Source organism: Psychrobacter proteolyticus, from assembly GCF_039762275.1.
Taxonomy (GTDB): domain Bacteria; phylum Pseudomonadota; class Gammaproteobacteria; order Pseudomonadales; family Moraxellaceae; genus Psychrobacter; species Psychrobacter proteolyticus_C.
In genome coordinates, this window is the sequence record NZ_JBDLOB010000002.1 from 129,990 (window position 1) to 155,018 (window position 25,029).

A 25,029-nucleotide genomic window follows, 5' to 3' on the forward strand; every position below is an offset into this window, starting at 1 on the left:
TATTCGCCTATAGCTTATCTATCTATGTCGTGCTATCAGCTGTATCAAATGATTCTGCCAGTATGACATCACCATCCTCGCGAGTAATCATCACAGTCGCTGAGCGAGGAATACTACCGCCAGCGACAGCGCCCCATGTGTTACCAGGATGCTGAATGTTGATAAACAGCGTCTTAAAATCTGGTGCCATGGTAATACCTGTTACTTCGCATCCTTCAGGACCAACAAAGAATCGTTTAATATTGTCATTGCTAGCAGATGTGCCGACTCGGGTTGACTGCCCTGCCGATGTAGTAGTCATCGAGCCATCACTGACCTTACCCGGCAGAGCTGCAAGCAACATACAGCTACTGGTATCGGTGTAAGCGCCGTCGTCTGTCTGAATCCATAAGACACCGCGCGGGTCAAAATATAGCCCATCAGGTGAAGAGAAGTCATTATTATCACTTAATTGAGATAGGTTTTCTGCCGATAAATCACTTGGCGCACCAAACAGATAGATATCCCATTCGAAGCTTGTTGCGGCATGGTCGCCGCCCGCTTCTGCCCAGCGAATGATATGGCCATTGTCATTACCAAGCGCTTTTCCGTTTGATTGATAGCTACGCGGATTGGAGGCTGAGACAGGCTGGTCGTCACGTACGCCACGATATTTATTATTGGTCAATGTCACATAGACATCGCCTGTCATAGGACTGACCGATACCCATTCAGGACGATCCATCTTAGTAGCACCAGCAGCATCGGCAGCTGCACGGGCGAAGACCAGTACTTCATCCTGTCCATTGAATGGCAGTACACTATTGAAAGCATCCAGTCCATTTTGACCATGGACGAGAGCTTTCCATTCACCGCTACCATCTTCGTTAAATACCGCCACGTATAGCGTGCCGTCATTCAGATATTTGTCACCTGATTTTAGTCCGCCGCCGATGTCCGAGTTTGACCACATCGCTTTGGAGACAAACTTATAAATGTACTCACCTCGGGCGTCATCACCCATGTAGAACACCACTGGCTTACCTTGCTCGACAGGAGCATACGCGCAGTTTTCATGAGCGAATCGGCCCAGTGCGGTACGTTTTTGCGGTATAGAGTTTTGGTCAAATGGGTCAATTTCAGTAATATAACCAAAAGTGTTAAAGCCGTAGCGATAATCTTCAGCAGCACTGGCACCGACTGCGGTCATGTCCCAGCGTGAGAACTCGTCTGCTATCTTGGCATCCTTTGCCTCTGGGGTATGCCATAGATACTCCCAACCTGGGAAATCCTCCACCGCACCGTAGCGCTCGCGCGCATAGTTATCACCAGCGCTCAATTGACTGGCATCTTGTCCACGGGCAAACACACCTAAGAAGTTTTCTTCGGTAGTCAGATAAGTACCCCACGGTGACAAACCTGCACCGCAGTTATTATTGATACCGCGAGTCTGATAGCCTGTCGGATCAAACTTAGTCTTGACCAGAGCAGAGCCTGCCACAGGGCCAGCCAATTGTGCTGTTGTACTACTGGTAATACGGCGATTGTATTTAGAGTCAGGTACCATCTCATAACCCATACCATCTGCGCGGCGAGTTAACTCAACCACCGAAACCCCATGACAGTTGACTTCACGGCGTACGTCGCTTGCGAGACGACGGTTTTGAAAGATAGGCGCAGCATCGTTATCCTGAGTGACATAATAACCAAATGGGCTAAGCTCACTGCTATTAACGTATTCATGGTTCATGACTAGCAAACTGTTTTCTGACGCTTTGGCATCGTAAGCATTACCGTTTTTGCCAAAGAACCACATCCCATCATGGTTGTCACCCATACGCCATTCAAACGACTCTGCTGATTGCTCGCGATTGTCTTTCCAATCCTCAATACCAGAGTTCAGCGGTGTACCCAGCGGTAATATCATCTCTGCCTTGTAGCCTGCTGCTACGGTCATCGTATCCGCTGTTGAATGCGCGACTGCCTCAAACTTTAAGGTATCAGGACGCTTTAGATCACCTTGTGCAGGGATAGCGGCATTATCATCATTACCAGCAATACTGTTATCGTCGTCTTCACTACAACCGACCAAAGGTAATGCGCCAAAAAACGCAGCAGCCGTCAACCCTGTGCCACCTTTTAGGATATTACGGCGGTTCAAACGACGATTGATAATCGTCTGAAAGTCAGTGTTATTAGTAGGGTTTGAGTCTTCAACTACTTCGTGAGCAAGCGTTCGCTCATTGTTCAATAATGTCATTATCAGTCACCTTGCTATTAGGCTAGATTGGCAGAGAGTTGATCGCGGCTTTATAATTACGACCATAAAAATACGAATTCCGCTTAAGTCTACTCAACCTTTATGACAGTACGCTGAACAATAGATGACAAAATAATGACAATTGTCGGCTCAATGACAACTAAGAACCATTAAGCCAATAAGACACATCAAGCAGATAAGATAGCGTAATAATCAGGCTTAATATAAAGAGCACAAACGCAAAAAACCCCAAGCAATTGCTCAGGGCTTTTAATATGCGTTTGTTATTGCAATCAAGCTTACTGTACTTGTGACACCCACTCATGAGCACCCAGTTTTAGTTTAAGCTGATCGCCTGCTTGCAACACACCAACGCCGCTTGGCGTGCCAGTCATAATCACATCCCCTGCTTGCAAGCTGAAGGCGTGACTGATATTGACCAGTAATTCATAGACAGGAAATAGCATTAAGGCACTATCGCCATCTTGCGTTAACTTATCATTGATAGATAGCTGATACTGTACATTCTGCAGATTGCCAAACGCTTGTGGGTCGAGCCAATCAGCAAGCACGCAGGCTCCGTCAAAACACTTAGCACGCTCCCACGGATGACCTTTTTCTTTTAGCTTGCTTTGCAAATCACGCAAGGTCAAATCCAGTCCTAGTGTCACGCCACCAATCGCTTGCTGAGCTTGCTCAATCGTCGCCATAGATAAATCAGCTGATAGCTGAATACATAGCTCGGCCTCGTAGTGAGTCTCGCCAAATAACTCTGGACTTGGGCGAACCACATCACTACGGATAGAGACCACTGAAGACGCAGGCTTCATAAATAGTATCGGCGTGGTTGGTACTTCATTGCCCAACTCTGCAGCATGTGCCGCATAGTTGCGACCAACACAGACGACTTTACCAATAGAAGTACGCAATCTTTCATTATGATTGATAACGCCCTGCTCGGCACTGACACCAGCTGCAATGGCGTTCGCTAATGACTCGTGTGGCGATTGGCTCATACTAAACTCTCCCTGTAAATGATGGCTACTCTATCAGCAGTCCCTACTATATTGTCTACAGTGACGTTGACGATTTTTAGTTGCTAACTGCTAACTATGGAATCGTGTTGGTCACCACATCTGGTGGTACATAACTGGCATGACGGTTCATACGCTTTTCAAACATTCTAAAGCTAAACAAGATAACCCATGACAGCAATAGATAGACGATACCAGCGGCAAAGAATAGCTCCATCAAGGTATAGGTACGCGCACTAATCGTACGAGCAACACCTGTGATATCCATCAATGCAATAGTCGAAGCGAGCGCACTACCCTTTAGCATAAAGATAACTTCGTTACTGTACGCTGGAATCACAATACCAAATGCGCGCGGCAAGGTCACACGTGTTAGCTTTTGCCATTTTGACATGCCAAGCGCATCAGCAGCTTCAAGCTCTCCAATCGGAATCGTCTGAATCGCACCGCGTATAATCTCTGCTAGATAAGCACTGGTATTCAGGGTAAAGGCGATGATGGCACACCAATATGCTTGGCTAAGTACTGGCTCCCACAAGAACGACTCGCGTACGGCCTCGAACTGACCCAAACCGTAATAAATTAGGAATATCTGTACCAGCAGCGGCGTACCACGGAAAAAGAAGATATACAGAAACGGTAGTATCTGTACCACCCAATTCTTAGACAGGCGTAACAACGCCAAAACCAAACCAAACAGCAATCCAATCACACCTGAAAATAAGACCAGCTGTACGGTCAATACCGCGCCGCCTAGTAAATCAGGGATATGGTCAAAAATGACCTGCCAATTCCAATCCATAGTATCTCTCCTCTACCCTATGGTCGATTGACTGTGAGTGGATTGACGGCTTATCTTTTTGGCATAGCGTGCCGCAGGATTGGCGCGCCACTCAAGCCACATCATAAAGCCAGTAATCAACATGGTCAGACCCAAATAAATAATCGCTGCTGCCATATAAAAGGTAAACGGCTGCTGTGTAGACTGTGCCGCACGCGATGACTGATACATGATGTCCTTGAGACCCACGACCGATACCAATGCGGTATCTTTGAGCAGTACCAAAAATAAGTTACCCAAACCTGGTAAAGCAATCTGCCACACTTGCGGCAAAGTGATGCGATAAAAAGTCTGAAAAGGACGCATACCAATCGCTTGCGCAGCCTCTCGCTGCCCTACTGGAATCTCTTGAATGGACATGCGAAAAATCTCAGTCGCATATGCACCAAAAGCAATAGACAGTGCCATGACACCACCCCAAAAAGCGCTAATCTCGACATAGTCGTTATAGCCGAACTTTTTGAGGATACTCATCAATAAGATAGAGCCGCCATAATAAATAAAGAGCACCAATAGCAGCTCAGGAATACCGCGCATTGTCGCAGTATAGACAGTCGCAAGTTTACGCAGCAACCAGATATTGGACATCTTTGCGGTTGCGCCGAGCAAGCCTAAAGCCAGACCAATGATCAAACTGGTCACAGCTAGCTGTATGGTGACGGTAGCGCCGCTTAATAAAAGCGCGCCAAATCCTTGTAAGTCAAACACGATTATCCACTCAGTCTCTTTATATTAGCAATTAAGGCATGTCTTCAATTCAATCGATAGACATCTAAATGGTTTAAAAACGGCTAAATCTTGCCAAACGGCGTCAAATAGCTGACTAATATCTCGATATTATTTGCGCTATTTTCCTTGTTTGACTGCAATTTATCTCATTTTTATTACCATTTTTAAAATGAAGACACACCCTAGCAAAATATGAGTTAAAAGAATCAGCATCAATAGCTGAACGCGGCGAAACACCGTATTTTATACCAAATCAATAGGGATGGTCGGCGTCAAAAAATGACGTCAGAAGAATACGATTAACGCTGCGATAATTGACACAGTAGAAATGAGCGCTGATTTTATCATATTCACTCGCCGTGATGTTAATACTGACGCGTAAAAGCTGCGCCTAAACCGTACTTAAACAGACACTTGCCTCTAGAGACATACAATAAGCCGACTAAATTTGAGTAAAATTGATAGGCGGCTATTATGTATATTCTTTGATATAACGACAAATAAAAAAGGACATCACCATAATGGTGATATCCTTTTATTGATCAAAACAATATTTCTTGACTGCTATCTTTGACTACTGTTAGCTATTAACTAGCGTTTTCTGTCGCTGGTTGCTCGCTAATGTCTGCATCTGCATCCGTATCTGCGTCTTCATCAACTGTGCTCGTTGCAGACGCTGGCACCGCAAAGTACTTTTGATTGATCTTATCGTAAGTACCATTAGCTTTTATATTAGCAAGAGACTGATTGATCTTTACTTGTAGCGGATCGCCTGGGCGTACTGCTATCGCAAAGTTATCATTGATATCGATCTCATCACCTTTGAGCGCATATTTGCTACCAGCATTTGAGCTCAGCCATTCTATCGCAGGCAGCTTATCAGAAATCATCGCATCGACACGGTTTGAACCGAGATCCAAAAACGCATTGCTCAACGTATCATAAAGCTTCATATTGGCTTTTGGATACGTGTCTTCTAGCCACTGCGATGAAATGGTTGAACGCTGTGCAGCAATAGAATGCGAGTCGATATCGCTGTTGTTACTAGGGTCGAAGCTGCTGTCTTTTTTGGCTAAGAAAACCAAGGCATTGCTAAAGTACGGATCGGTAAAGCTCACCTGCTGCGAACGCTCTGGAGTAACAGACATCGCGGCCACGATTGCATCGTATTTACCCGCTTTTAGACCAGGGATAATACCGTCCCAGTCCTGCGCCACAATCTCACAAGTTACCTGCATATCCGCACAGAGTGCATTTGCTATCTCAACATCAAAACCACCCAGTGTCCCATCGGCATTGGTATAGTTAAAAGGCGCATAGGCCCCTTCTGTACCGATGCGTAATACATCACCTGTAGACGCTGCCGTTGCTTCGGTAGCCTCTGGATTGGTATCAGCGGCACTCTCTTGGCTATTGCTACAGCCAGCAACGGTAAAGGCCGTCGCTAGTGCAAACAATGACATCGACAGACGACTGGCTACAGTAATGTTAGATTTGCCAGTCGTGGCACATATTGGGGCACAATGGTTGCTCATGATCATCCTTGGTTTTTTCTTGAGTAAACAACACGTCTTCAAACAACGGCAGTCAAACTGCTAGATATCGTATTAGTTAGCTGGCGCTTCTTCTTCAGCGACCATTACTTCTTCGACACTATCAGTTGTTGCCACCGCTTTTTGTGCTGCAGCCGTTGAACTAGTACCAAAATAGCTACCCGTGATTTGATCATAGGTGCCATTGTCTTTTAGCTCAGCCAATGCTGCATTGAACTTAGCAATTAATGGATCGCCTTTACGGAAAGCAATACCCATTGCGTCATCATTGGTGCTGATTTCTTCACCTTTAACTTCGTAGCCTTTGCCTGCGTCTGTTTTTAACCAGTCAATACCCGTTACTTTGTCAGACATCATACCGCGCACGCGACCTGAGGTTAGATCTAGATAAGCATTGTCCTGCGTATCGTATAGCTTGATATCAGCATCTGCATGCTCGTCTTGTAGGTATTGCGAGGCAACAGTTGAGCGCTGTGAGGCAATTGGTAGACCTGTTAGTGACTCTACGCTTAAGTCATCACCTTTTTTACCGATCAAGATGATACCGCTATGGAAGTAAGGGTCACTGAAATCAACCACTTCTTTACGCTCAGGCGTGATAGACATACCTGCGATAGCTGCATCAAATTTCTGTGCGTTAAGTCCTGGAATCAAACCATCCCAATCTTGAGAGATAACTTCACACTCAGCTTTCATTTGTGCACATAGTGCGTCAACAAGCTCAATCTCGTAACCAATCAGTTTGCCATCTGCATCGGTATAACTAAAAGGCTTATAGCTTGATTCTGTCGCAATTTTTATGTTTAAAGGCGCTTCAGTAGCGGTATCAGCTTCAGCATTTTCTGCTGGTGCTGAGCTATTGTTACAACCTGCCAGCATTAGCATTGCTGCGCTAAGCGGTGCTAGCCATAAGGCTTTTTTGCTCATTGAAATTGTCATAAGTTTTATTCCTTAATATATTTACCAGCTGTATCGTCCATCACTGCTTGCTGATTTATGCTTATAAACACCGTTTATTTGAAACATGCCCAGTTTTAAGCATTACTCGCATCAAACGTTACTTGTTCTAAGCACAAATCTTCAGTGAGTCATTATTGACCAAAGTTCATCTGCTCAAGACGTGCAAGCTCACCGTTACTACGGATTTCGCTCAATGCTTTGTCAAAGTCAGCTTTGAGTGAGTCACCTTTACGTACAGCAATGGCAATATTGTCATCGTTATCAATTTCATCACCAACGATACCGAAGCCCGCTGCGTTTTCTGCTAACCATGATTTGGCAGAAACTTTTTCGGCCAATACGGCATCGCTACGACCAGATTTTAGATCTAGATAGGCATTGTCATAGTTGTCATACAACTGAACTGTGTTGCCTTCTTTGCCTTCGTAGTTATCCTGTAGATAAGCACCTGGCGTAGTAGAACGTTGACCACCAAGCGTTGCGTCTTTAATCGCCATAGGATCAAAACCACCATCCGTATTGGTTAGCCATACCATTGTATTGGCAAAGTACGGCTCGCTGAAATCAACTTTTTCTTGACGCTCAGCAGTGATAGACATACCTGCAATCACCGCATCATATTTTTGTGCCAATAGACCAGGGATGATACCGTCCCAGTCCTGTGCAACGATTTCACACTTGGCTTGCATTTGATCACACAAGGCATTGGCAACATCGATATCGAAACCTGCCAAGCTGCCGTCAGCGTTGGTGTAGTTGAATGGAGGGTAAGCGCCTTCAGTGGCGATACGAATGGTTTTACCAGTGGTTTCTGCTGCAGGGGCGTCAGCGTTGGTATCGGTAGTTTCATCGGCAGGTTGGCTACAAGCGCTCAACATCAATGCAGCAGTAACGGTCATCGATGACCACAGTAGGCGAGAATTCGACATCATACGTTCCTTAAATTCTGATGGGTTTTACATAAGTTTTTGACAGGATTTTCTGACTTAGGGTTCTGATATTTTGTTCTCTGACGTCCCTGCCAGACAAGCAATATAGATAGCAGAATAACAGACAGCCACGAGACGTGACGGCCTATAAACCTTTTGATAATACCTGAGTAAAATATCAAAAACAAACGTTTTGCATACTCATAGTTATCATTGGGCAATAAACAGTCAACAATGGTTACGTTACAGTGATTTTACGTTTGCAGGGCAAATGGCGGCAAGAATGTTGCCACCATCTGTATTGGACATGATACTAGGTAAAAAACTAATAACTAAGTAGGACGATGCGATGCCATAAAGTCTTTGACGCGTTCAGAGGTAGGGTTATCAAAGACTTGCTCAGGTGTGCCAATTTCTTCAACCACACCTTGGTGTAAAAAGACGACTTTGCTTGATACTTCACGGGCGAAGCGCATTTCGTGAGTAACGATAAGCATCGTACGCCCCTCTTCTGCTAGCTCGCGCATTACTGCAAGCACTTCGTTAACCAGTTCAGGATCTAGCGCAGAGGTTGGTTCATCAAATAGTAGAACTTGTGGCTGCATAGCAAGTGCACGGGCAATTGCGACACGCTGACGCTGACCACCAGATAAGTTCGCAGGATATGCATCTTTTTTGTCTAGTAGGCCTACTTTATCGAGCAATTTTTCTGCATCGCTAATCGCTTGGTCTTTTTTAATCTTTAAGACCTGCGTTGGCCCTTCGATGATGTTTTGTAGAATTGTCTTATGCGGCCATAGGTTAAAGTTCTGAAAGACAAACCCCACGCGTGCGCGCAAGCTTTCTAGCTGCTTCACGTCTGCTGCTTGTAGCTCACTTGATTTGGCAGGTTTTAGCATCAGCTCTTCATTACCGATCAAGATACGACCATGATTGGGGTTTTCTAGAAGATTAATACAACGCAGCAACGTCGACTTACCTGAGCCAGATGAGCCCAAAATAGAGATAACATCGCCATCATAGGCAGTCAGGGATACCCCTTTAAGTACCTCTAATGAGCCGTAGCTTTTATGGATGTCTTGTAAGTCTAGGGCGATAGGCCGAGTCGGGTTTTTTGCAGTATCAAGCATGGTTCAGCAGACTTCCAATAAATATGAGTGAAAACACGAATAAAATAAGAGCTATATCTGTATATATAGTACAAGCATCTAGATGCATTATCGTAATATGCCTGATGAGGCAAAGAGAAAAATGCCATATTGTCTCTTATTACGCAGTAAAAAGGCAAATATTGTATTTAACCAACGGGTTAATCAGCTTCTAACAAACTGCGAGTACAAAAAAGCCCAGACTGCATTTATCGCTCTGGGCTTTATTTTATCACTTTAGAATACGAGACGTTGTGTTATCTGATAACTGCCTATTTATAGTATGTGCTTAGTACATTTAATATGTAGTTAATTCATTCTATAATATGCGATTAGTACGTCGATACATGCTCTGAGTCTTCAGTACCGTCTATCATATCCGCATCTTCTGCTGTCGCCACTGCCACATCATCGTTATTGGTAACGTCCATACCCTCATCATCGGCACTAGCAACGGCCACATCATCAGAGTCGCTCGCTGTTGCACTTTCTTCTACAGAAGTTTGAGCGTCTACAGTAGTATCAGCGTCAGTTTCCATCGGTGTGTCGTCTTTTTTGCTACAAGCGCCTAATGCTAGAGCACCTGCTACCAAGCCAACCGTTAACCAATTTTTATAAGTTGTATTTTTCGTAGCCATGTTCGTTCTCCATCACTCATCATAATAAGATTAAGTACTATCTACTGATAGCCTTGCTGTTTTAATGCTTACTATACTGAGGATATCTCGCGGCTACCTTAGTATTTACAGCGCAATTCTGTTAAAAACACGTAAAGATATAGTGTAGTACTGATAACGCGATTGTCTTTAATAAATACCGCTTAGCATCAGCAATATTACTTTAAATAAGCCCCTACAAGAGCGCTGCAAAGCGGATTCTGTTCACAAAATCATCTTTACTATCGTTCCAATCTGCTCTATGTTAAATAGCATAATGACCTATCGCTATTTCAGTAGGCATTCAAAACTTCTTTTTTTGCGACATTTTTCGCCTTTTTAGGTATTTTTACCTATATAAAACTGGGCGCTTTTAGCTATGAAAAACCTGTATCACATAAGGAAAATAATTTATGAGTCAATCGAATACTACGGATATTACGACCTATATGCAGTCTGTCGGCAAGCAAGCAAGAGCTGCTTCTCGCGCGCTGGCTGCTGCCAACACTGGCGATAAAAATTCAGCACTCTTGGCCATTCATGATGAACTGGTCAATGCCAAACAAGATATTTTGGCAGCCAATAAAATCGATATGGACAACGGTCAAAAAAACAATCTTGATAGTGCACTCCTCGACCGCTTGGAGCTAAACGAAGCACGATTTAACGGTATGCTACAAGGTCTTAAAGATGTCGCTGGCCTTCCTGATCCAATCGGTGAAGTCACTGACATGACCTATCAGCCATCAGGTATTCATTTGGGCAAAATGCGCGTACCACTTGGTGTGGTCGGTATGATTTATGAGTCGCGTCCTAACGTAACATTGGAGGCTGCCTCACTAGCACTCAAGTCAGGCAATGCTATTATCTTGCGCGGTGGTTCTGAAGCATTTGAATCTAACCAAGCGATTGCTAAATGCATCATCAAAGGTCTTAGCCATACTGATCTATCAGAACATAGCGTGCAAGTGCTACAGACGACCGATCGTGCAGCTGTTGGTGAGCTGATTACCATGACTGAATATGTCGATGTCATCGTGCCACGTGGTGGTAAAGGTCTGATTGCGCGTATCAGCAACGATGCAAAAGTACCTGTGATTAAGCATTTAGACGGTAACTGCCATACCTTTATCGATAGTGATGCAGATCCTGATATTGCGATCAAAGTCAGCGTCAATGCCAAAACACATCGCTACGGCACTTGTAATACGATGGAGACGCTACTGGTCGATGAAACAGTCGCAGATGAGCTATTGCCTAAAATAGCAGAGGCCATCGTCGCTGCTGATGATGCAATGCAACTACGTCTTGATGACAAATCACAAGCTATCCTAAATGACAATGCTAAACTTCAAGGTCATTTATCAGCTGCCACTTCTGAGGATTGGGATACTGAATATTTAGCTCCTATCCTAGCGGTAAAAGTGGTCGCAGGTATTGATGAAGCGATTGAGCATATTAATACGCACGGTAGCCATCATACCGATGTTATCATCACTGATAACTATACTAAGTCACAGCGCTTCATTCGTGAAGTGGACTCGGCCAGCGTGATGATTAACGCTTCTAGCCGTTTTGCTGATGGTTTTGAATACGGTCTCGGTGCTGAAATTGGTATTTCAACGGACAAAATCCATGCCCGTGGCCCTGTCGGTCTCGAAGGTCTGACGTCGCAAAAATGGATCGTTTATGGTCATGGCGAAACCCGTGCTTAATCATACCAACATCTACTATCGAAACGAGTAATCAGAAACGTCAGCAATTATGCTGGCGTTTCTTCGTTTGCATCATAAGTATTTTAGTTAAGGCATTTAAATTATAGGGAGCGGTACGACCATGCAAAGTGGCAAGATTAAGCACTGGAACGAAGATAAAGGCTATGGCTTTATCGATGTAGACAATCAAAGTGAAGATGTGTTCTTTCATATTAGCAAAGCAAGACTGGCGAAGCCTATAACGGTTGGTCAAAGTGTCTACTTTAACAGTGCCCGTAACGACAAAAATCAATTAAGAGCCACTGAAGTGACCTCATCTTCGTTGAGCCTTGACCAAGATACTGCATCAGATGTTCCAAGCTATACCCCTACTAATGCTAATAGAAATAGCAATCAACGCACTCGTAACTCAAATCGTAGCAGTCAAAACAGCAGACCCAATAAAAGAAGCTTAGGCTCTACGCTATTTAGCCTCATCGCCATAATCGCCGTCGCTTTCTATTTCTTTGGCGATTTAAATTCGACATTGTTTGCTGATAGCATCGAGTCGACAACGGTATCGCAGGACGTTACTAACAATACTAGCCAAGTCGCCCGTGCTGGTATAACGGGTGATGCACAGGTCGATAATACGATTGCACTTATTCAGCAAGGAGGCCCGTTTCCGTATCCAAATAAAGATGGCACGACGTTTTATAACCGTGAAGGCAGACTACCCGCCCAGTCACAAGGCTACTACCGCGAATATACCGTACCCACCCCTGGTGTCTCTCATCGCGGCGCACGGCGTATCGTCACAGGTGGCAACCCACCTACTGTCTATTACTTGACTGTCGACCATTATGATAGTTTCCAAAGACTACAGGTGCCTTAATATGAAAAAAGCTGATATGAATCGAGAAAGTATGAACCAAGCCATCCACTACGTTAATCAAAGCCATGTTAATCAAGGCCACATTAACCAAAACGGTACAGCACTGGGTACTAGCATTCCTGCGCAGGCTGTTACTATAGCCGTCGGTGACACGCTCGAAAAAACTGAGCTATTGACGAGTTTGGCCAAAGCCTGTGACTTCCCCAGTTATTTTTCACAAAACTGGGACAGTGCATGGGATTGTCTAACAGACAGTGAAGCAATTCATTTAAGGCTGGATTTGACAGATGTTAAAAGGATAAACACTGAGGACTTCAATGTCTTTAAAAGCATCATTGAGGATGCCTTTAGAGAATTTGGCAAACCACAATTGTGGATCATCGTGCCATCTGAGGATGAAGATTATGCGTTAGACATTTAGTCGTTAAAAGCCTATATATTTCAAGCCTGACCGCCGATAGTCACCGATAATTATTCGTCATCATAGAAACCTGAATTCGAGATAAAGCCATATTTATCCCGAATTCAGGTTAATTTATTTTATAGAAAGGATTAACCTATGGAGATTACCTTAAACGGTTATTACACCCTGATATTGGCCACCTTAGTGCTGCTGCTTGGGCGGTTTTTGGTGAGACGAGTCAAGTTTTTAGAAGACTTTAATATTCCAGAACCGGTTGCTGGTGGTCTGGTCGCGGCGATTGTTGTCTATGCTCTCAATATGGTTTGGGGATATAGTTTTAACTTTCATCAAGGATTACAGACCGCCACCATGTTGATGTTCTTTGCTTCCATCGGTCTGAGCGCTGATTTTAGTAGGCTAAAAGCAGGCGGCACACCATTATTGATTTTTACCATCGTTGTTTCAGTGTTTATTGTACTGCAGGACGTCGTTGGTGTGGCTATGGCAAGTGCGTTAGGACTTGATCCTTTGCTCGGTCTAGTGACAGGGTCTATCGCTCTAACGGGTGGTCATGGTACAGCAGGCGCTTGGGGTATTACGTTAGAACAAGACTATGGTGTGGTCGGTGCGACGACGCTTGGTATTGCGGTTGCTACTTATGGTTTGGTCGCGGGTGGTATCGTTGGTGGTCCTGTTGCCCGTCGCTTGATTAACCGACTTGGCCTAAAACCAACACCAGCCAACCCTAATCCTAGCGATATCGAAAAAGTTGCTGGTGCACAGTCGTTATATAGCACCAAACACGATGAAGAGTCTGCAGGTAGTAATAAAGATATCTTTGAAAGACCTGATAGCATGCGCTTTATCACCGCTTCTTCTACTATCGAAACCTTGGCACTATTCGCAGGTGCTTTGGCTTTTGCCGATGTGATGGCCATCGTTGCTGAAGGTACATGGTTTGAGTTGCCGACGTTCGTATGGGCACTGGCAGGCGGCGTCATCATTCGCAATGTACTAACGATGGTCTTTAATTTTGATATGTTTGACCGCTCAATCGATGTACTTGGTAATGCGTCTTTAAGCCTATTTTTAGCGATGGCATTGTTGTCTTTAAAACTTTGGCAATTGACCGATTTGGCAGGCCCTGTACTAATTATATTGGTTGTACAGACCATCATTATGATTATCTACGTTTACTTGATTACCTTTAAAATTATGGGTAAAGACTACGACGCAGCTGTATTGTCAGCGGGGCATTGTGGTTTTGGTATGGGTGCGACACCGACTGCAATTGCAAATATGCAGGCAGTCACTGATCGCTATCTGCCTTCACCTAAAGCATTCTTAATCGTACCAATGGTAGGTGCGTTCTTTGTTGATATCGTCAATGCCACGATATTGCAGATTTTTACGAAGTTGCCGTTTATGTAGGCTGATGCTGTCACAGATCAAAACTGAATAGCTATCTAGTAAATAACAAATACCAGCCATCGAAAAGCCCGCCAAGACTCATCTTGGCGGGCTTTTTTAATTATCAAATTATAATAGAGTATTCAATCAAACCCATTATTTATACTTTTTAACTTCACCACTTTTCACACGAGCTATGAAAGAATTAACCTCTCTTTTCACAATTGGCATCAAGAAGTACAGACCGATGATGTTAAAGATCGCCATAGCGAATAGAGCCGCATCTGAGAAGTCGATAACGAAGCTGAACTGTACGATGGTACCGATAACAACGAAGATTAAGAAGATAAGTTTGTATATCATCTCGCCGCCTTTACCTTCACCGAAGAGGTAAGTCCAAGCTTTTAGACCATAGTATGACCATGAAATCATCGTTGAGAAAGCAAACAACAATACCGCGACAGCTAGGAAATACTGGAAGATAGGCGCCGTTTCCATGAAGGCTGCACGGGTTAGATCCACACCAGTAAGCGCTTGGGTTTGTAAGTTTGCGGCAGTGTTCACCCCAGAGATAGTAATAACAAGTGCCGTCATCGTACAGATAACAACCGTATCAATAAAAGGCTCTAATAGCGCTACTAGACCTTCAGTAGCAGGCTCTTTGGTTTTTACTGCTGAGTGAGCAATAGCGGCTGAACCAACACCCGCTTCGTTAGAGAAAGTGGCACGTTTCAAACCTTGAATCAATGCACCAATAAATCCACCAGCCACACCAGCGCCAGTGAAGGCACCCGAGAAAATCTCGCCAAATGCAGCGCCAATATGATTAAAGTTAGCAATCAGTACGATTACCGCCATAGTAATGTATAACAAAGCCATAAAAGGTACGACTTTTTCGGTAACGGTTGCGATGCGTGGCATACCACCAATGATAACCATACCGACTAAAAATGCTAAGCCAATACCAAAGAATACACTGTAATCCGTTGGAATGCTAAAAGTAGAGCTCATGACTGCAAAGGCTTGGTTACCCTGGAACATGTTACCAGCACCAAAGGTCGCCAATATACACATAAGTGCAAAACCAACAGCCAGAAACTTACCTAATCCGCCCATACCACGTTCAGCCATACCGCGGCTTAGGTAGTACATAGGGCCACCTGATACGACGCCAGATGGTAGTACCGTACGGTATTTGACACCTAACGTACATTCTACAAACTTAGTCGCCATACCAAATAGGCCGACCATAATCATCCAAAAGGTAGCGCCAGGTCCACCAATAGCAAGTGCTGCACCAACGCCTGCGATATTACCAAGCCCAACAGTACCTGATAACGCAGTAGCTAAAGCTTGAAAATGGCTGACCTCGCCTTCTTCTTTATTAGCCGGATTGGGATCGGTATATTTGCCCCTGACGATATCTAGAGACAAGCCTATTTGGCGAAACTGAATAAATCCAAAGTAAAAGGTAAATACGAGTGCAGCAACTAATAACCAACCTACAATGAGCGGGAAGCTGACGTCTCCAAGAGGTACTGAAAAGAAAATAAGGTCGACGAACCAGCCAAATATATTGGACATAAAGCCATCGAGACCTGCTCCAAATGCTGCTAAACCTGATTGTTCTGCTGCTTGCGCAAGAGTCGTGCTGAGTAATAGCATCGTTGCGACTAAAGATTGTTTTTTCATGTAAATCCCTCTATTGAAAATAATATTTATATAATTATTCAATCAATTACAGCGATACTAATACAAAGTGTAACTATTTATTATAATTTGTATTAGTATTATTACTAGAACTTCAATACTGACTATATACTAATATTTTTGTATAAACAAAGGGATTTACACATTTTTCTTCATTAAACATCAACTTAGCTCCTTAAAATTAATACCAGAACTCAGTCAAGATCACTACACTTATCGAAAAATGTCGGTAGTGATTTTCAGGTTAAACAACAGACTGAAATATAATTAAAAAGAGCTAAATAGCAGTACCAATACAGGTTTGCGTTAAATTCTCTAATATTTATAGAGAGCAATAACAAAAAAACCGCTAAGCAAAAGCTTAGCGGTTTCTTTATTACCATTCTAAAGTTTACTGATTTTTAGCATAGACTGGTAATTCTGCACAGATAGCTTCTACTTTAGAGCGTACTTCAGTAGCAACCGCTTCATCACCGCGGCTGTCTAGTACGTCACAGATCCAACCTGCCAAATCACCCGCTTGTGCTTCGTTGAAACCGCGAGTAGTAATCGCTGGCGTACCAATACGGATACCAGAAGTCACGAATGGTGATTTTGGATCGTTTGGTACAGCGTTCTTGTTGACAGTGATGTGTGCTTCACCAAGCCATTTATCCGCTTCTTTACCCGTCATTTCTTGCTTAACGAGACTAATCAGCATTAGATGGTTTTCAGTACCACCAGAGATGACTTCATAGCCGCGCTCTTGAACCACTTTTGCCATAGCTTGTGCGTTTTTCACTACTTGCTGCTGATACGTTTTGAAGTTATCTTCTAACGCTTCTTTAAAGCAAACTGCTTTTGCTGCGATGACATGCATCAACGGGCCACCTTGGTTGCCTGGGAATACAGCTGAGTTTAGCTTTTTAGCCAATACTTCATCACGCGACAAAATCATACCTGAGCGTGGGCCACGTAGAGTTTTGTGCGTCGTCGTTGTGACCACATCAGCGAAAGGTACTGGGTTTGGATAAACTCCGCCAGCAACTAGGCCTGCAACGTGAGCCATATCGACCAATAGATACGCGCCTACTTCGTCCGCGATATTACGGAAACGCTGCCAGTCGACTACTTGTGAATACGCTGAGAAACCAGCGATGATCATTTTTGGCTTATGCTCACGCGCCAAGCTCTCTACTTGGTCATAATCAATAAGGCCAGTGCCATCTACCAATCCGTACTGTACGGCATTGTAGTTCAAACCTGAGAAGTTGATGTGTGCGCCATGCGTCAAGTGACCACCAGCGTCTAAGCTCATGCCTAGTACAGTGTCATTTGCTTCTAGCAATGCTAAAAATACGGCTGAGTTTGCTTGGCTACCAGAATGTGGCTGAACGTTCACATACTCTGCACCGAACAACTCTTTAGCACGGTCAATGGCCAATTGCTCAACCACATCCACATGCTCACAACCACCATAATAACGCTTGCCAGGATAGCCTTCTGCGTATTTGTTGGTAAGGTCAGTACCTTGTGCTTCCATCACTGCTTGTGAGCAGTAGTTTTCAGAGGCGATAAGCTCGATGTGGTTTTCTTGACGAACGCTTTCTGCGGCCATCGCTTCAGCAAGTACTGGATCAAAATCTTTGATAGAAATATCTTTAAACATAGTGATGTCCTAAGTAGTGACTGTCATTAAAAAACGTCATTGAAAAGAAGCTTATAGCCTGCCCACAATAAAACAACTACTGCGTCAACGTCGCTGAAGTAAGCTTGATACTTCTGCACGCTGTTTTTTTGTAGTCTGTTTTATGGTATGACCATTATTGTGAATGGAGTCTATTAGCAAAGATTGAAATAAGAATAAATACAGGCGACTGACCTGTTATTAACTTGACTGATTCGTCAATAAAATCGATGTACATTTGCATCGATATCATCGCGAAAGATTAAGTGTAACATGAAAATTTATGCTGTGAGCGCAAAAAAACCTCACCTTAAGATGAGGGAATTAAATGACTATATAACACAGATAAATAGCCAATAAAATAAAGGATTTACCCGCTGAGTTTTTTCTCTTGCTTGCACTTTTATGCTGTTTTAGGCATAAAATATTTTTACAGGTCGCTAGATAAAAACGCAGGTAGGAACGTTTCACTAATCATTATCTTACGACCATGCCAGTCATAACGCGTTTGTCGTTGCCAACCGTCACTGGTATGACTGATAAAACGCTCATTTGGCAAGGTACGGCGACGCTTAAATAAAACGTAGCCAATAGGTGTGTTTTTCAGATGTTGAAGACGACGAGACTGACCTTTTAGACTGTTTAAAGGAAAGATACTCTGTGCTTGCACCCATGGCATGTCATCATTGCCATATAGCTGCACTTCCCGTACCCATGCCAGCATTGGACGATTTAGCATCATGCCTCGTACACCCAGCTGCTTTTTTTGTCCTAAAGTCAGCGAACGATAGCCCTCAAAGCTGCGTTTTACGCGCAGCGGCTGCCCTGCCCTCTCTTCTAATATCGCAGTGAGAGAACCTTCAGCATTTAGCCAAGGTAAGAGTTCAGTAGGAGGTAGGCTACTTGTAGAACTGAGAGTATTGCTGGTCATAGTTTATAGCTAGTATTTTTTATAGGATGTTTGATAGTTAGAAAGTGTTCGCAAATAGAAGCAAAGTGAGCACAGCTGATTGCCGTTATAAATTACTGCTATGAAGCACTGCCATCAAATGCAGGCATATTGTCAGCATTAAAAGGCAAAGCTTCAAAGGCATGCTGACGATACTGCGCCATATGTAGCCGATCTCTAGCACAAAAATCGCTAATCGCCGGTACAAAACGCGGATCATAGATACGGTGGATAGAATGGGTCGTGGTTGGGATAAAACCACGTACCAACTTATGCTCGCCTTGCGTACCAGGATCAAAAGATATCAACCCTTGCTCAATAGCAAACTCAATACCTTGGTAATAGCACAGCTCAAAATGCAAGCTGTCATATTCACCTAGCGCGCCCCAGTAACGACCATATAAGGTAGCATTATTATCGCCATCAGCCTTGTCACCATCAACATTGTCACTATCAGGTCTATCATATAAGAACAAACTACTCGCGATAATCTCACCACTGGCATCGAGTGCTTGCGCAAGCATTATATGCTCAGGCATGCTCTCTGCCAATGCCATAAAAAAGTCTATCGTCAAATAAGGCTGCTGTCCGCGTACTGCATAGGTCATCACATAACAGTGATAAAAAGCTTTCCAGTCAGCATCGCTAATAGCATCTCCGCACTTGCGCTGGCAACTAATGCCTTGCTCGACAACTTTACGGCGCTCAGCCCGAATGGTTTTACGCTTTTTAGCTTTTAAGGTCGTCAAAAAAGCATCAAAATCTGCAAATGGCTTACTGTCATTAAGTAAGTCTTTGTTTTGCCATAAGAACTGGCAACCTTGACGCTCAAATATCGGTAGCTCAATATTAGCTGACTCTACGCCGCTTTCTTGAGCCGCTATGGCAAGCTCTACATTAATTTCAGTTGGCATAGATGTGGTGGCGATAGAGGCCAAATTAGGTGTCACAAATAGTCCATGCCAGCTTGAGGCGCCCACTTGTTGAGCGATATCATCGATACCTGCGATGGCTGTTTTAAGGATATCTTCATTCAAGGTTTCACCTTTTGCCAACCAAATCCTTTGACCAGTAATCGGTGTATACGGTGAGCTAGTGACCAATCGCGGATAATAATCAACGCCATAGCGTGCATAAGCTTCAGCCCATGCATGATCAAATACAAACTCACCGCGATGATGACCTTTTATAAACACTGGCATGATGGCCACAGGCTGCAATGTATTTTCTGCCGCGGTGTCTACTAAGGTGTCGGTGTTATCTTCACTATCGGCACTACTAGTAGCGCCTGTGACACGATGTACCAAAATAAATATCGGTAGCCACCCTGCCTGCTCACCAATTGCTCCGGTGTCAGTCAGCGCTTGCCAAAAAGCGAATGACATAAAAGGGGTATCTGACGTCTGCCACTCTGTTTGGCTCTGCCAGCTGGTATCATTAATCAGCGCATACTCTAAACTCATATTCACCGTCACTATTATAATCGCGATATATTTATCGATAACCAATCTATTTATGACCTAGACTAGCAAATTTTTACGTCATTGCTGTCACAATTTGCAAAAACTTATCTGCATCCAATAAAAAACCACCAACGATAACGCGGGTGGTTTGCAAGACTGCGCTCATGGGCAGTAAGATCAATATAAAACGTCATGAAAAAACAGTAGTTGTATGGAAAAGATGATATCGAAGCCGATGACTGGTAGAATAAGGTTGTTATTAGCTTAGTATAATTCGAAACCATAGGATACGAGCTAAAACAGTATACTTAGTTCATGGTATACGATTGACATCCTATCGGATTTATAGTGGATTGATTATAATGTAGCGTCAGTGATTCACTTTTAGGCGATTTTACACCGACCGTTAACGTGTTGCCTTTAAATGCTTTTTTCATGAATATTATTAAAAGAAAATGTCTGACCTGTCTTAAAAATTTCTAAGAAGCTACATATGAAGTACTTGTTCTAACCATATCATGGATTATTGCATAGTATCATTGACGCATATTCAACACTATATTTGAGCTTTATTATTAACTACAGCCTAAAGGAAGATCTAACTAAAATGTCAAAAATTATTTATACAAAAACTGACGAAGCCCCAGCGCTGGCGACTCTGTCGTTCTTACCTATTGTCGAAGCATTCACTAAAACAGCAGGCGTTGAAGTTGAAACCAGCGACATCTCTGTTGCAGCGCGTATATTGGCCGAATTCCCTGAATACTTGACCGAAGAGCAACGTGTTCCTGACAACTTAGCTGAGCTAGGTCGTCTGACTCAAGATCCAAATACCAACATCATCAAACTGCCAAACATCAGTGCTTCTGTACAGCAGTTAAAAGCTGCTATCAAAGAGCTACAGAGCAAAGGCTATGCTATTCCTAACTTCCCAGAAGATCCACAAACTGACGAAGAAAAAGAGCTACGCAAGCGCTATGGCAAAAGCTTAGGCAGTTCAGTGAACCCAGTACTGCGTGAAGGTAACTCAGATCGCCGCGCTCCTAAAGCAGTTAAAAACTATGCACGTAAGCATCCACACTCTATGGGTGAGTGGAAGCAATGGTCAAGCACGCACGTATCACACATGCATGGCGGCGACTTCTACGATGGCGAGCAATCTATGACATTAGATAAAGCTCGTACCGTACGTATGGAGTTGTTACTTGATGACGGTACTCAAAAAGTATTAAAGCCTAAAATTGCTTTGCTTGATAAAGAAGTCATCGATCTGATGGTCATGAGCAAAAAAGCATTATTAGAGTTTTATGAGCGTGAAATGGAAGATTGCCGCGAAGCTGGTATCTTGTTCTCATTACACGTAAAAGCAACCATGATGAAGGTCTCGCATCCTATCGTCTTTGGTCATGCGGTTAGAATCTACTACAAAGAAGCTTTCGAAAAACATGGCGCATTCTTTGATGAGCTAGGTATCAACGTCAACAACGGTATGGCAGATCTATACGACAAGATCTCAACGCTACCCGCTTCAAAGCGTGAAGAGATTGAGCGTGATTTACATGCGTGTCAAGAGCATCGCCCACGTCTGGCGATGGTTGACTCTTCAAAAGGTATCACCAACTTCCATTCTCCAAGTGATGTAATCGTTGATGCTTCTATGCCAGCGATGATTCGTTCAGGCGGTAAAATGTGGGGCGCTGATGGCAAAATGTATGACTGTAAAGCCGTCATGCCAGAGTCTACCTTTGCGCGTATTTACCAAGAAATGATCAACTTCTGCAAATGGCATGGTAACTTTGATCCAAAAACAATGGGCACCGTTCCTAACGTTGGCCTAATGGCTCAAAAAGCTGAAGAGTATGGCTCGCATGACAAGACTTTTGAGTCTAGCGATGCTGGTATTGCACGTATCGTCGATATTGATACTGATGAAGTATTACTCGAAAAACGTGTTGAGAAAGGTGATATCTGGCGCATGTGTCAGGTTAAAGATGAGCCTATCCAAGACTGGGTAAAACTTGCCGTACGCCGTGCTCGTGAATCAGATACGCCTGTTATCTTCTGGTTAGACCCATACCGCCCACATGAAAACGAGCTAATCAAAAAAGTTAGAACGTATCTAAAAGATCATGATACTACTGGCTTACATATCGAGATTATGTCTCAGGTTCGTGCGATGCGTTATACCCTAGAGCGTGTTGCTCGTGGTCTAGATACTATCTCTGCGACCGGTAACATCCTACGCGATTACCTAACTGACTTGTTCCCTATCCTAGAGCTAGGTACCAGTGCCAAGATGCTATCAGTTGTACCATTAATGAAAGGCGGCGGTTTGTTTGAAACTGGTGCTGGTGGTTCTGCACCGAAGCATGTTGAGCAGCTGACAGAAGAGAACCATCTACGTTGGGATTCACTTGGTGAGTTCTTGGCATTGACGGTATCTTTGGAGCATCTAGCAAACAACGACAACAATGCTAAAGCTCAAATCTTGGCAGACACGCTAGATACAGCAACAGAAAAACTGCTACTAAACGACAAGTCACCATCACGTAAAACTGGCGAGTTGGACAACCGTGGTAGCCACTTCTATCTAGCAATGTACTGGGCAGAAGAGCTTGCAGCGCAAGATAAAGATAGCGAGCTAAAAGCGCAATTTACACCATTCGCGCAAAAGCTAAAAGAGAACGAAGAAGCCATCGTTAAAGAACTTAACCAAGCTCAAGGCAAGCCAGTAGATATTAAAGGCTACTACTATGCTGATGAAGAATTGGCTAAGAAAGCAATGCGTCCAAGCGCTTTGTTTAACGAGACGTTGGCATCGCTATAATTTTAAGCGATTGCTCTTAAACCATTAAGTCTAATCGCTTTTAGGTTTTATACTCAGAAGCGATTATGCGAGTTTAAGTCTTAGTAAAAAACACCTCAACCGTTTTCGAACGTTGAGGTGTTTTTTTGTGTTTTCTACAATCTTTATAAAGAGTGAAATAAAAAAAGCCACCTATATAATCAGGCGGCTTTTAATACATAGTAATAAAATAGAATGCTTAGAGTTTAAGTAGTTTTAGGCTTCCATATGCTTAATAATCGCCTTACCAAACTCTGAAGTACTCAGTAAGGTAGCATCTGGCATCAGACGCTCAAAATCATAGGTGACTGTTTTATTGGCAATCGCCCCTTGGATACCACTGATAACAAGATCTGCTGCTTCCGTCCAGCCCATATCACGAAGCATCATCTCAGCAGACAATATCAATGAGCCTGGATTTACTTTATTTTGACCAGCGTACTTGGGCGCAGTACCGTGCGTCGCTTCATAAACAGCGATTGCACCACCTTTGTTTGCACCAGGCGCGATACCAATACCGCCTACTTCAGCCGCCAATGCATCAGAGATATAGTCACCGTTTAGATTGAGCGTTGCTACTACAGAATAATCTGCAGGACGCATCAAAATCTGCTGCAAGAACGCATCAGCGATGACGTCTTTAATAATAATATCATTACCTGTTTTTGGATTTTTCATGGTCATCCATGGTCCACCATCTAATAACTCTGCACCAAAACGCTCTGCCGCTAGCTCATAACCCCAATCCTTAAATGCGCCTTCAGTAAACTTCATGATATTGCCTTTATGCACTAGGGTCACATTTGGCAGATCATTATCAATGGCATGCTGAATTGCTTTGCGTACTAAGCGCTGAGAGCCTTCTTTTGAAACAGGCTTGATACCGATGCCGCAGTCTTCAGGGAAGCGAATACTAGTCACACCCATCTCATCTCTTAAGAAATTGATAACTTTTTTGGCATCATCACTGCCCGCTTTCCACTCGATACCTGTGTAGATGTCTTCTGTGTTTTCACGGAAGATAACCATATCCGTCAGCTCTGGATGCTGTACTGGGCTTGGTACGCCCTCAAACCAACGTACTGGACGTTGACACACATACAGGTCAAGGTTTTGGCGCACTGCGACGTTTAACGAACTAAAGCCACCACCCACTGGCGTGGTCAATGGACCCTTGATACTAATGACGTAGTCTTTTAGAATCTCTAGCGTCTCGCTTGGCAAATAATCGCCGTCATATACTTTCGCTGCTTTTTCACCAAGATAAGTCTCCATCCAAATGATAGACTTCTTGCCGTGATACGCTTTATCAACCGCAGCATTGACTACTTTTATCATGACAGGCGTGATATCTACACCGATTCCATCACCTTCCACAAACGGAATAATCGGATGGTTAGGAACATTTAATGTGAGATCTGCGTTTACGGTCACTTTTTCGCCGTCTCTTGGCACGATAACCTTATCATATGACATCGATGATACTCCTTGGTTGTATGTTGGACGTCGCAAGCGAACTAGACACTTTGTTATGCTAACCGTTTTATTATAGTTATAACGCTCTGGGTGCTTATCGGTTAAGCAAAGCCTTGATGAGTACGACACTTGCAGCATTGGTTTGAACGATATGAAAAATAGCTCGAAGCTAAAAAATTAAAATAGAGACCCAAACAATGATTGCCGCTTACAGATAGTAGATATTTCTCTATTAAGAATATAAATACCACTATTAGAATGCGGATTTAGGATAACAGCAAATTTATACAAGCGCTGTCCTACTTTTGTAGCAGGTCATGTGGCATACAGCACATTAAATATATCACCTTTAGTCTTGTCGCTTAATACTAGCTCTGCATTACAAAACATACGCTACAATGATTCATTGTCCATCACAAACTAGGAAAC

General features: G+C 43.5%; 19 protein-coding genes. 5 read left to right on the forward strand and 14 right to left on the reverse strand.

Features of this window, described 5'->3' with window-relative positions; all coding sequences use genetic code 11:
- Window positions 1–22: 22 nt before the first annotated feature.
- The 9 genes from ABFV72_RS03600 to ABFV72_RS03640 form a co-directional block, all read right to left on the reverse strand.
- Window positions 23–2,239, reverse strand: a complete 2,217-nt coding sequence (locus tag ABFV72_RS03600; RefSeq protein ID WP_347162467.1) for a PhoX family protein — start codon at window positions 2,237–2,239, stop codon at window positions 23–25.
- Between the two features lie 299 nt (window positions 2,240–2,538).
- Window positions 2,539–3,168, reverse strand: a complete 630-nt coding sequence (locus tag ABFV72_RS03605) for a fumarylacetoacetate hydrolase family protein (protein ID WP_431192076.1) — start codon at window positions 3,166–3,168, stop codon at window positions 2,539–2,541.
- A 181-nt stretch (window positions 3,169–3,349) separates the two neighbouring features.
- Entirely contained in the window at window positions 3,350–4,075 is a 726-nt protein-coding gene (locus ABFV72_RS03610; RefSeq protein ID WP_101205569.1) for an ABC transporter permease, read from the reverse strand.
- Between the two features lie 12 nt (window positions 4,076–4,087).
- The gene (locus ABFV72_RS03615; protein ID WP_057758316.1) at window positions 4,088–4,822 is read right to left on the reverse strand and encodes an ABC transporter permease; all 735 of its coding nucleotides are present in this window, start codon (window positions 4,820–4,822) and stop codon (window positions 4,088–4,090) included.
- 608 nt (window positions 4,823–5,430) lie between these two features.
- On the reverse strand, window positions 5,431–6,378 hold the full coding sequence (locus ABFV72_RS03620; RefSeq protein ID WP_347162469.1) for an ABC transporter substrate-binding protein: 948 nt from the start codon (window positions 6,376–6,378) through the stop codon (window positions 5,431–5,433).
- 72 nt (window positions 6,379–6,450) lie between these two features.
- Complete coding sequence (locus ABFV72_RS03625; RefSeq protein WP_347162470.1) at window positions 6,451–7,335, reverse strand: transporter substrate-binding domain-containing protein; 885 nt, start codon at window positions 7,333–7,335, stop codon at window positions 6,451–6,453.
- Between the two features lie 152 nt (window positions 7,336–7,487).
- Window positions 7,488–8,288 (reverse strand): transporter substrate-binding domain-containing protein, encoded by an 801-nt coding sequence (locus ABFV72_RS03630; RefSeq protein ID WP_179799075.1) that lies wholly within the window; start codon window positions 8,286–8,288, stop codon window positions 7,488–7,490.
- A 329-nt stretch (window positions 8,289–8,617) separates the two neighbouring features.
- The gene (locus ABFV72_RS03635; protein WP_347162471.1) at window positions 8,618–9,415 is read right to left on the reverse strand and encodes an ABC transporter ATP-binding protein; all 798 of its coding nucleotides are present in this window, start codon (window positions 9,413–9,415) and stop codon (window positions 8,618–8,620) included.
- Window positions 9,416–9,765: 350 nt separating this feature from the next.
- The gene (locus ABFV72_RS03640; RefSeq protein ID WP_347162472.1) at window positions 9,766–10,071 is read right to left on the reverse strand and encodes a hypothetical protein; all 306 of its coding nucleotides are present in this window, start codon (window positions 10,069–10,071) and stop codon (window positions 9,766–9,768) included.
- Between the two features lie 431 nt (window positions 10,072–10,502).
- Between ABFV72_RS03640 and ABFV72_RS03645 the strand changes: the two genes are divergently transcribed.
- The 4 genes from ABFV72_RS03645 to gltS all read left to right on the forward strand — a co-directional run bounded on the left by ABFV72_RS03645 (window position 10,503) and on the right by gltS (window position 14,512).
- Window positions 10,503–11,804 (forward strand): glutamate-5-semialdehyde dehydrogenase, encoded by a 1,302-nt coding sequence (locus ABFV72_RS03645; RefSeq protein ID WP_347162473.1) that lies wholly within the window; start codon window positions 10,503–10,505, stop codon window positions 11,802–11,804.
- Window positions 11,805–11,925: 121 nt separating this feature from the next.
- Complete coding sequence (locus ABFV72_RS03650; protein WP_347162474.1) at window positions 11,926–12,678, forward strand: ribonuclease domain-containing protein; 753 nt, start codon at window positions 11,926–11,928, stop codon at window positions 12,676–12,678.
- A 1-nt stretch (window position 12,679) separates the two neighbouring features.
- Window positions 12,680–13,099: a barstar family protein gene (locus ABFV72_RS03655; RefSeq protein WP_347162475.1), complete on the forward strand. Its 420-nt coding sequence runs from the start codon at window positions 12,680–12,682 to the stop codon at window positions 13,097–13,099.
- Window positions 13,100–13,237: 138 nt separating this feature from the next.
- Window positions 13,238–14,512, forward strand: a complete 1,275-nt coding sequence (gene gltS, locus ABFV72_RS03660; RefSeq protein ID WP_347162476.1) for a sodium/glutamate symporter — start codon at window positions 13,238–13,240, stop codon at window positions 14,510–14,512.
- Between the two features lie 135 nt (window positions 14,513–14,647).
- On the opposite strand, the gene ABFV72_RS03665 is transcribed toward gltS, so the two are convergent.
- From ABFV72_RS03665 to ABFV72_RS03680, 4 genes are all read right to left on the reverse strand, one after another.
- Window positions 14,648–16,183, reverse strand: a complete 1,536-nt coding sequence (locus ABFV72_RS03665) for an alanine/glycine:cation symporter family protein (RefSeq protein ID WP_347162477.1) — start codon at window positions 16,181–16,183, stop codon at window positions 14,648–14,650.
- A gap of 409 nt (window positions 16,184–16,592) precedes the next feature.
- The gene (glyA, locus tag ABFV72_RS03670) at window positions 16,593–17,849 is read right to left on the reverse strand and encodes a serine hydroxymethyltransferase (RefSeq protein WP_347162478.1); all 1,257 of its coding nucleotides are present in this window, start codon (window positions 17,847–17,849) and stop codon (window positions 16,593–16,595) included.
- A gap of 448 nt (window positions 17,850–18,297) precedes the next feature.
- Entirely contained in the window at window positions 18,298–18,798 is a 501-nt protein-coding gene (locus ABFV72_RS03675; protein ID WP_347162479.1) for a chorismate--pyruvate lyase family protein, read from the reverse strand.
- Between the two features lie 98 nt (window positions 18,799–18,896).
- On the reverse strand, window positions 18,897–20,279 hold the full coding sequence (locus ABFV72_RS03680; RefSeq protein WP_347162480.1) for a GNAT family N-acetyltransferase: 1,383 nt from the start codon (window positions 20,277–20,279) through the stop codon (window positions 18,897–18,899).
- A 607-nt stretch (window positions 20,280–20,886) separates the two neighbouring features.
- On the opposite strand from ABFV72_RS03680, the gene ABFV72_RS03685 reads away from it, so the two are divergent.
- Window positions 20,887–23,106 (forward strand): NADP-dependent isocitrate dehydrogenase, encoded by a 2,220-nt coding sequence (locus ABFV72_RS03685; protein ID WP_191114679.1) that lies wholly within the window; start codon window positions 20,887–20,889, stop codon window positions 23,104–23,106.
- Window positions 23,107–23,340: 234 nt separating this feature from the next.
- On the opposite strand, the gene icd is transcribed toward ABFV72_RS03685, so the two are convergent.
- Window positions 23,341–24,600, reverse strand: a complete 1,260-nt coding sequence (icd, locus tag ABFV72_RS03690) for an NADP-dependent isocitrate dehydrogenase (protein WP_201568397.1) — start codon at window positions 24,598–24,600, stop codon at window positions 23,341–23,343.
- Window positions 24,601–25,029: the final 429 nt, after the last annotated feature.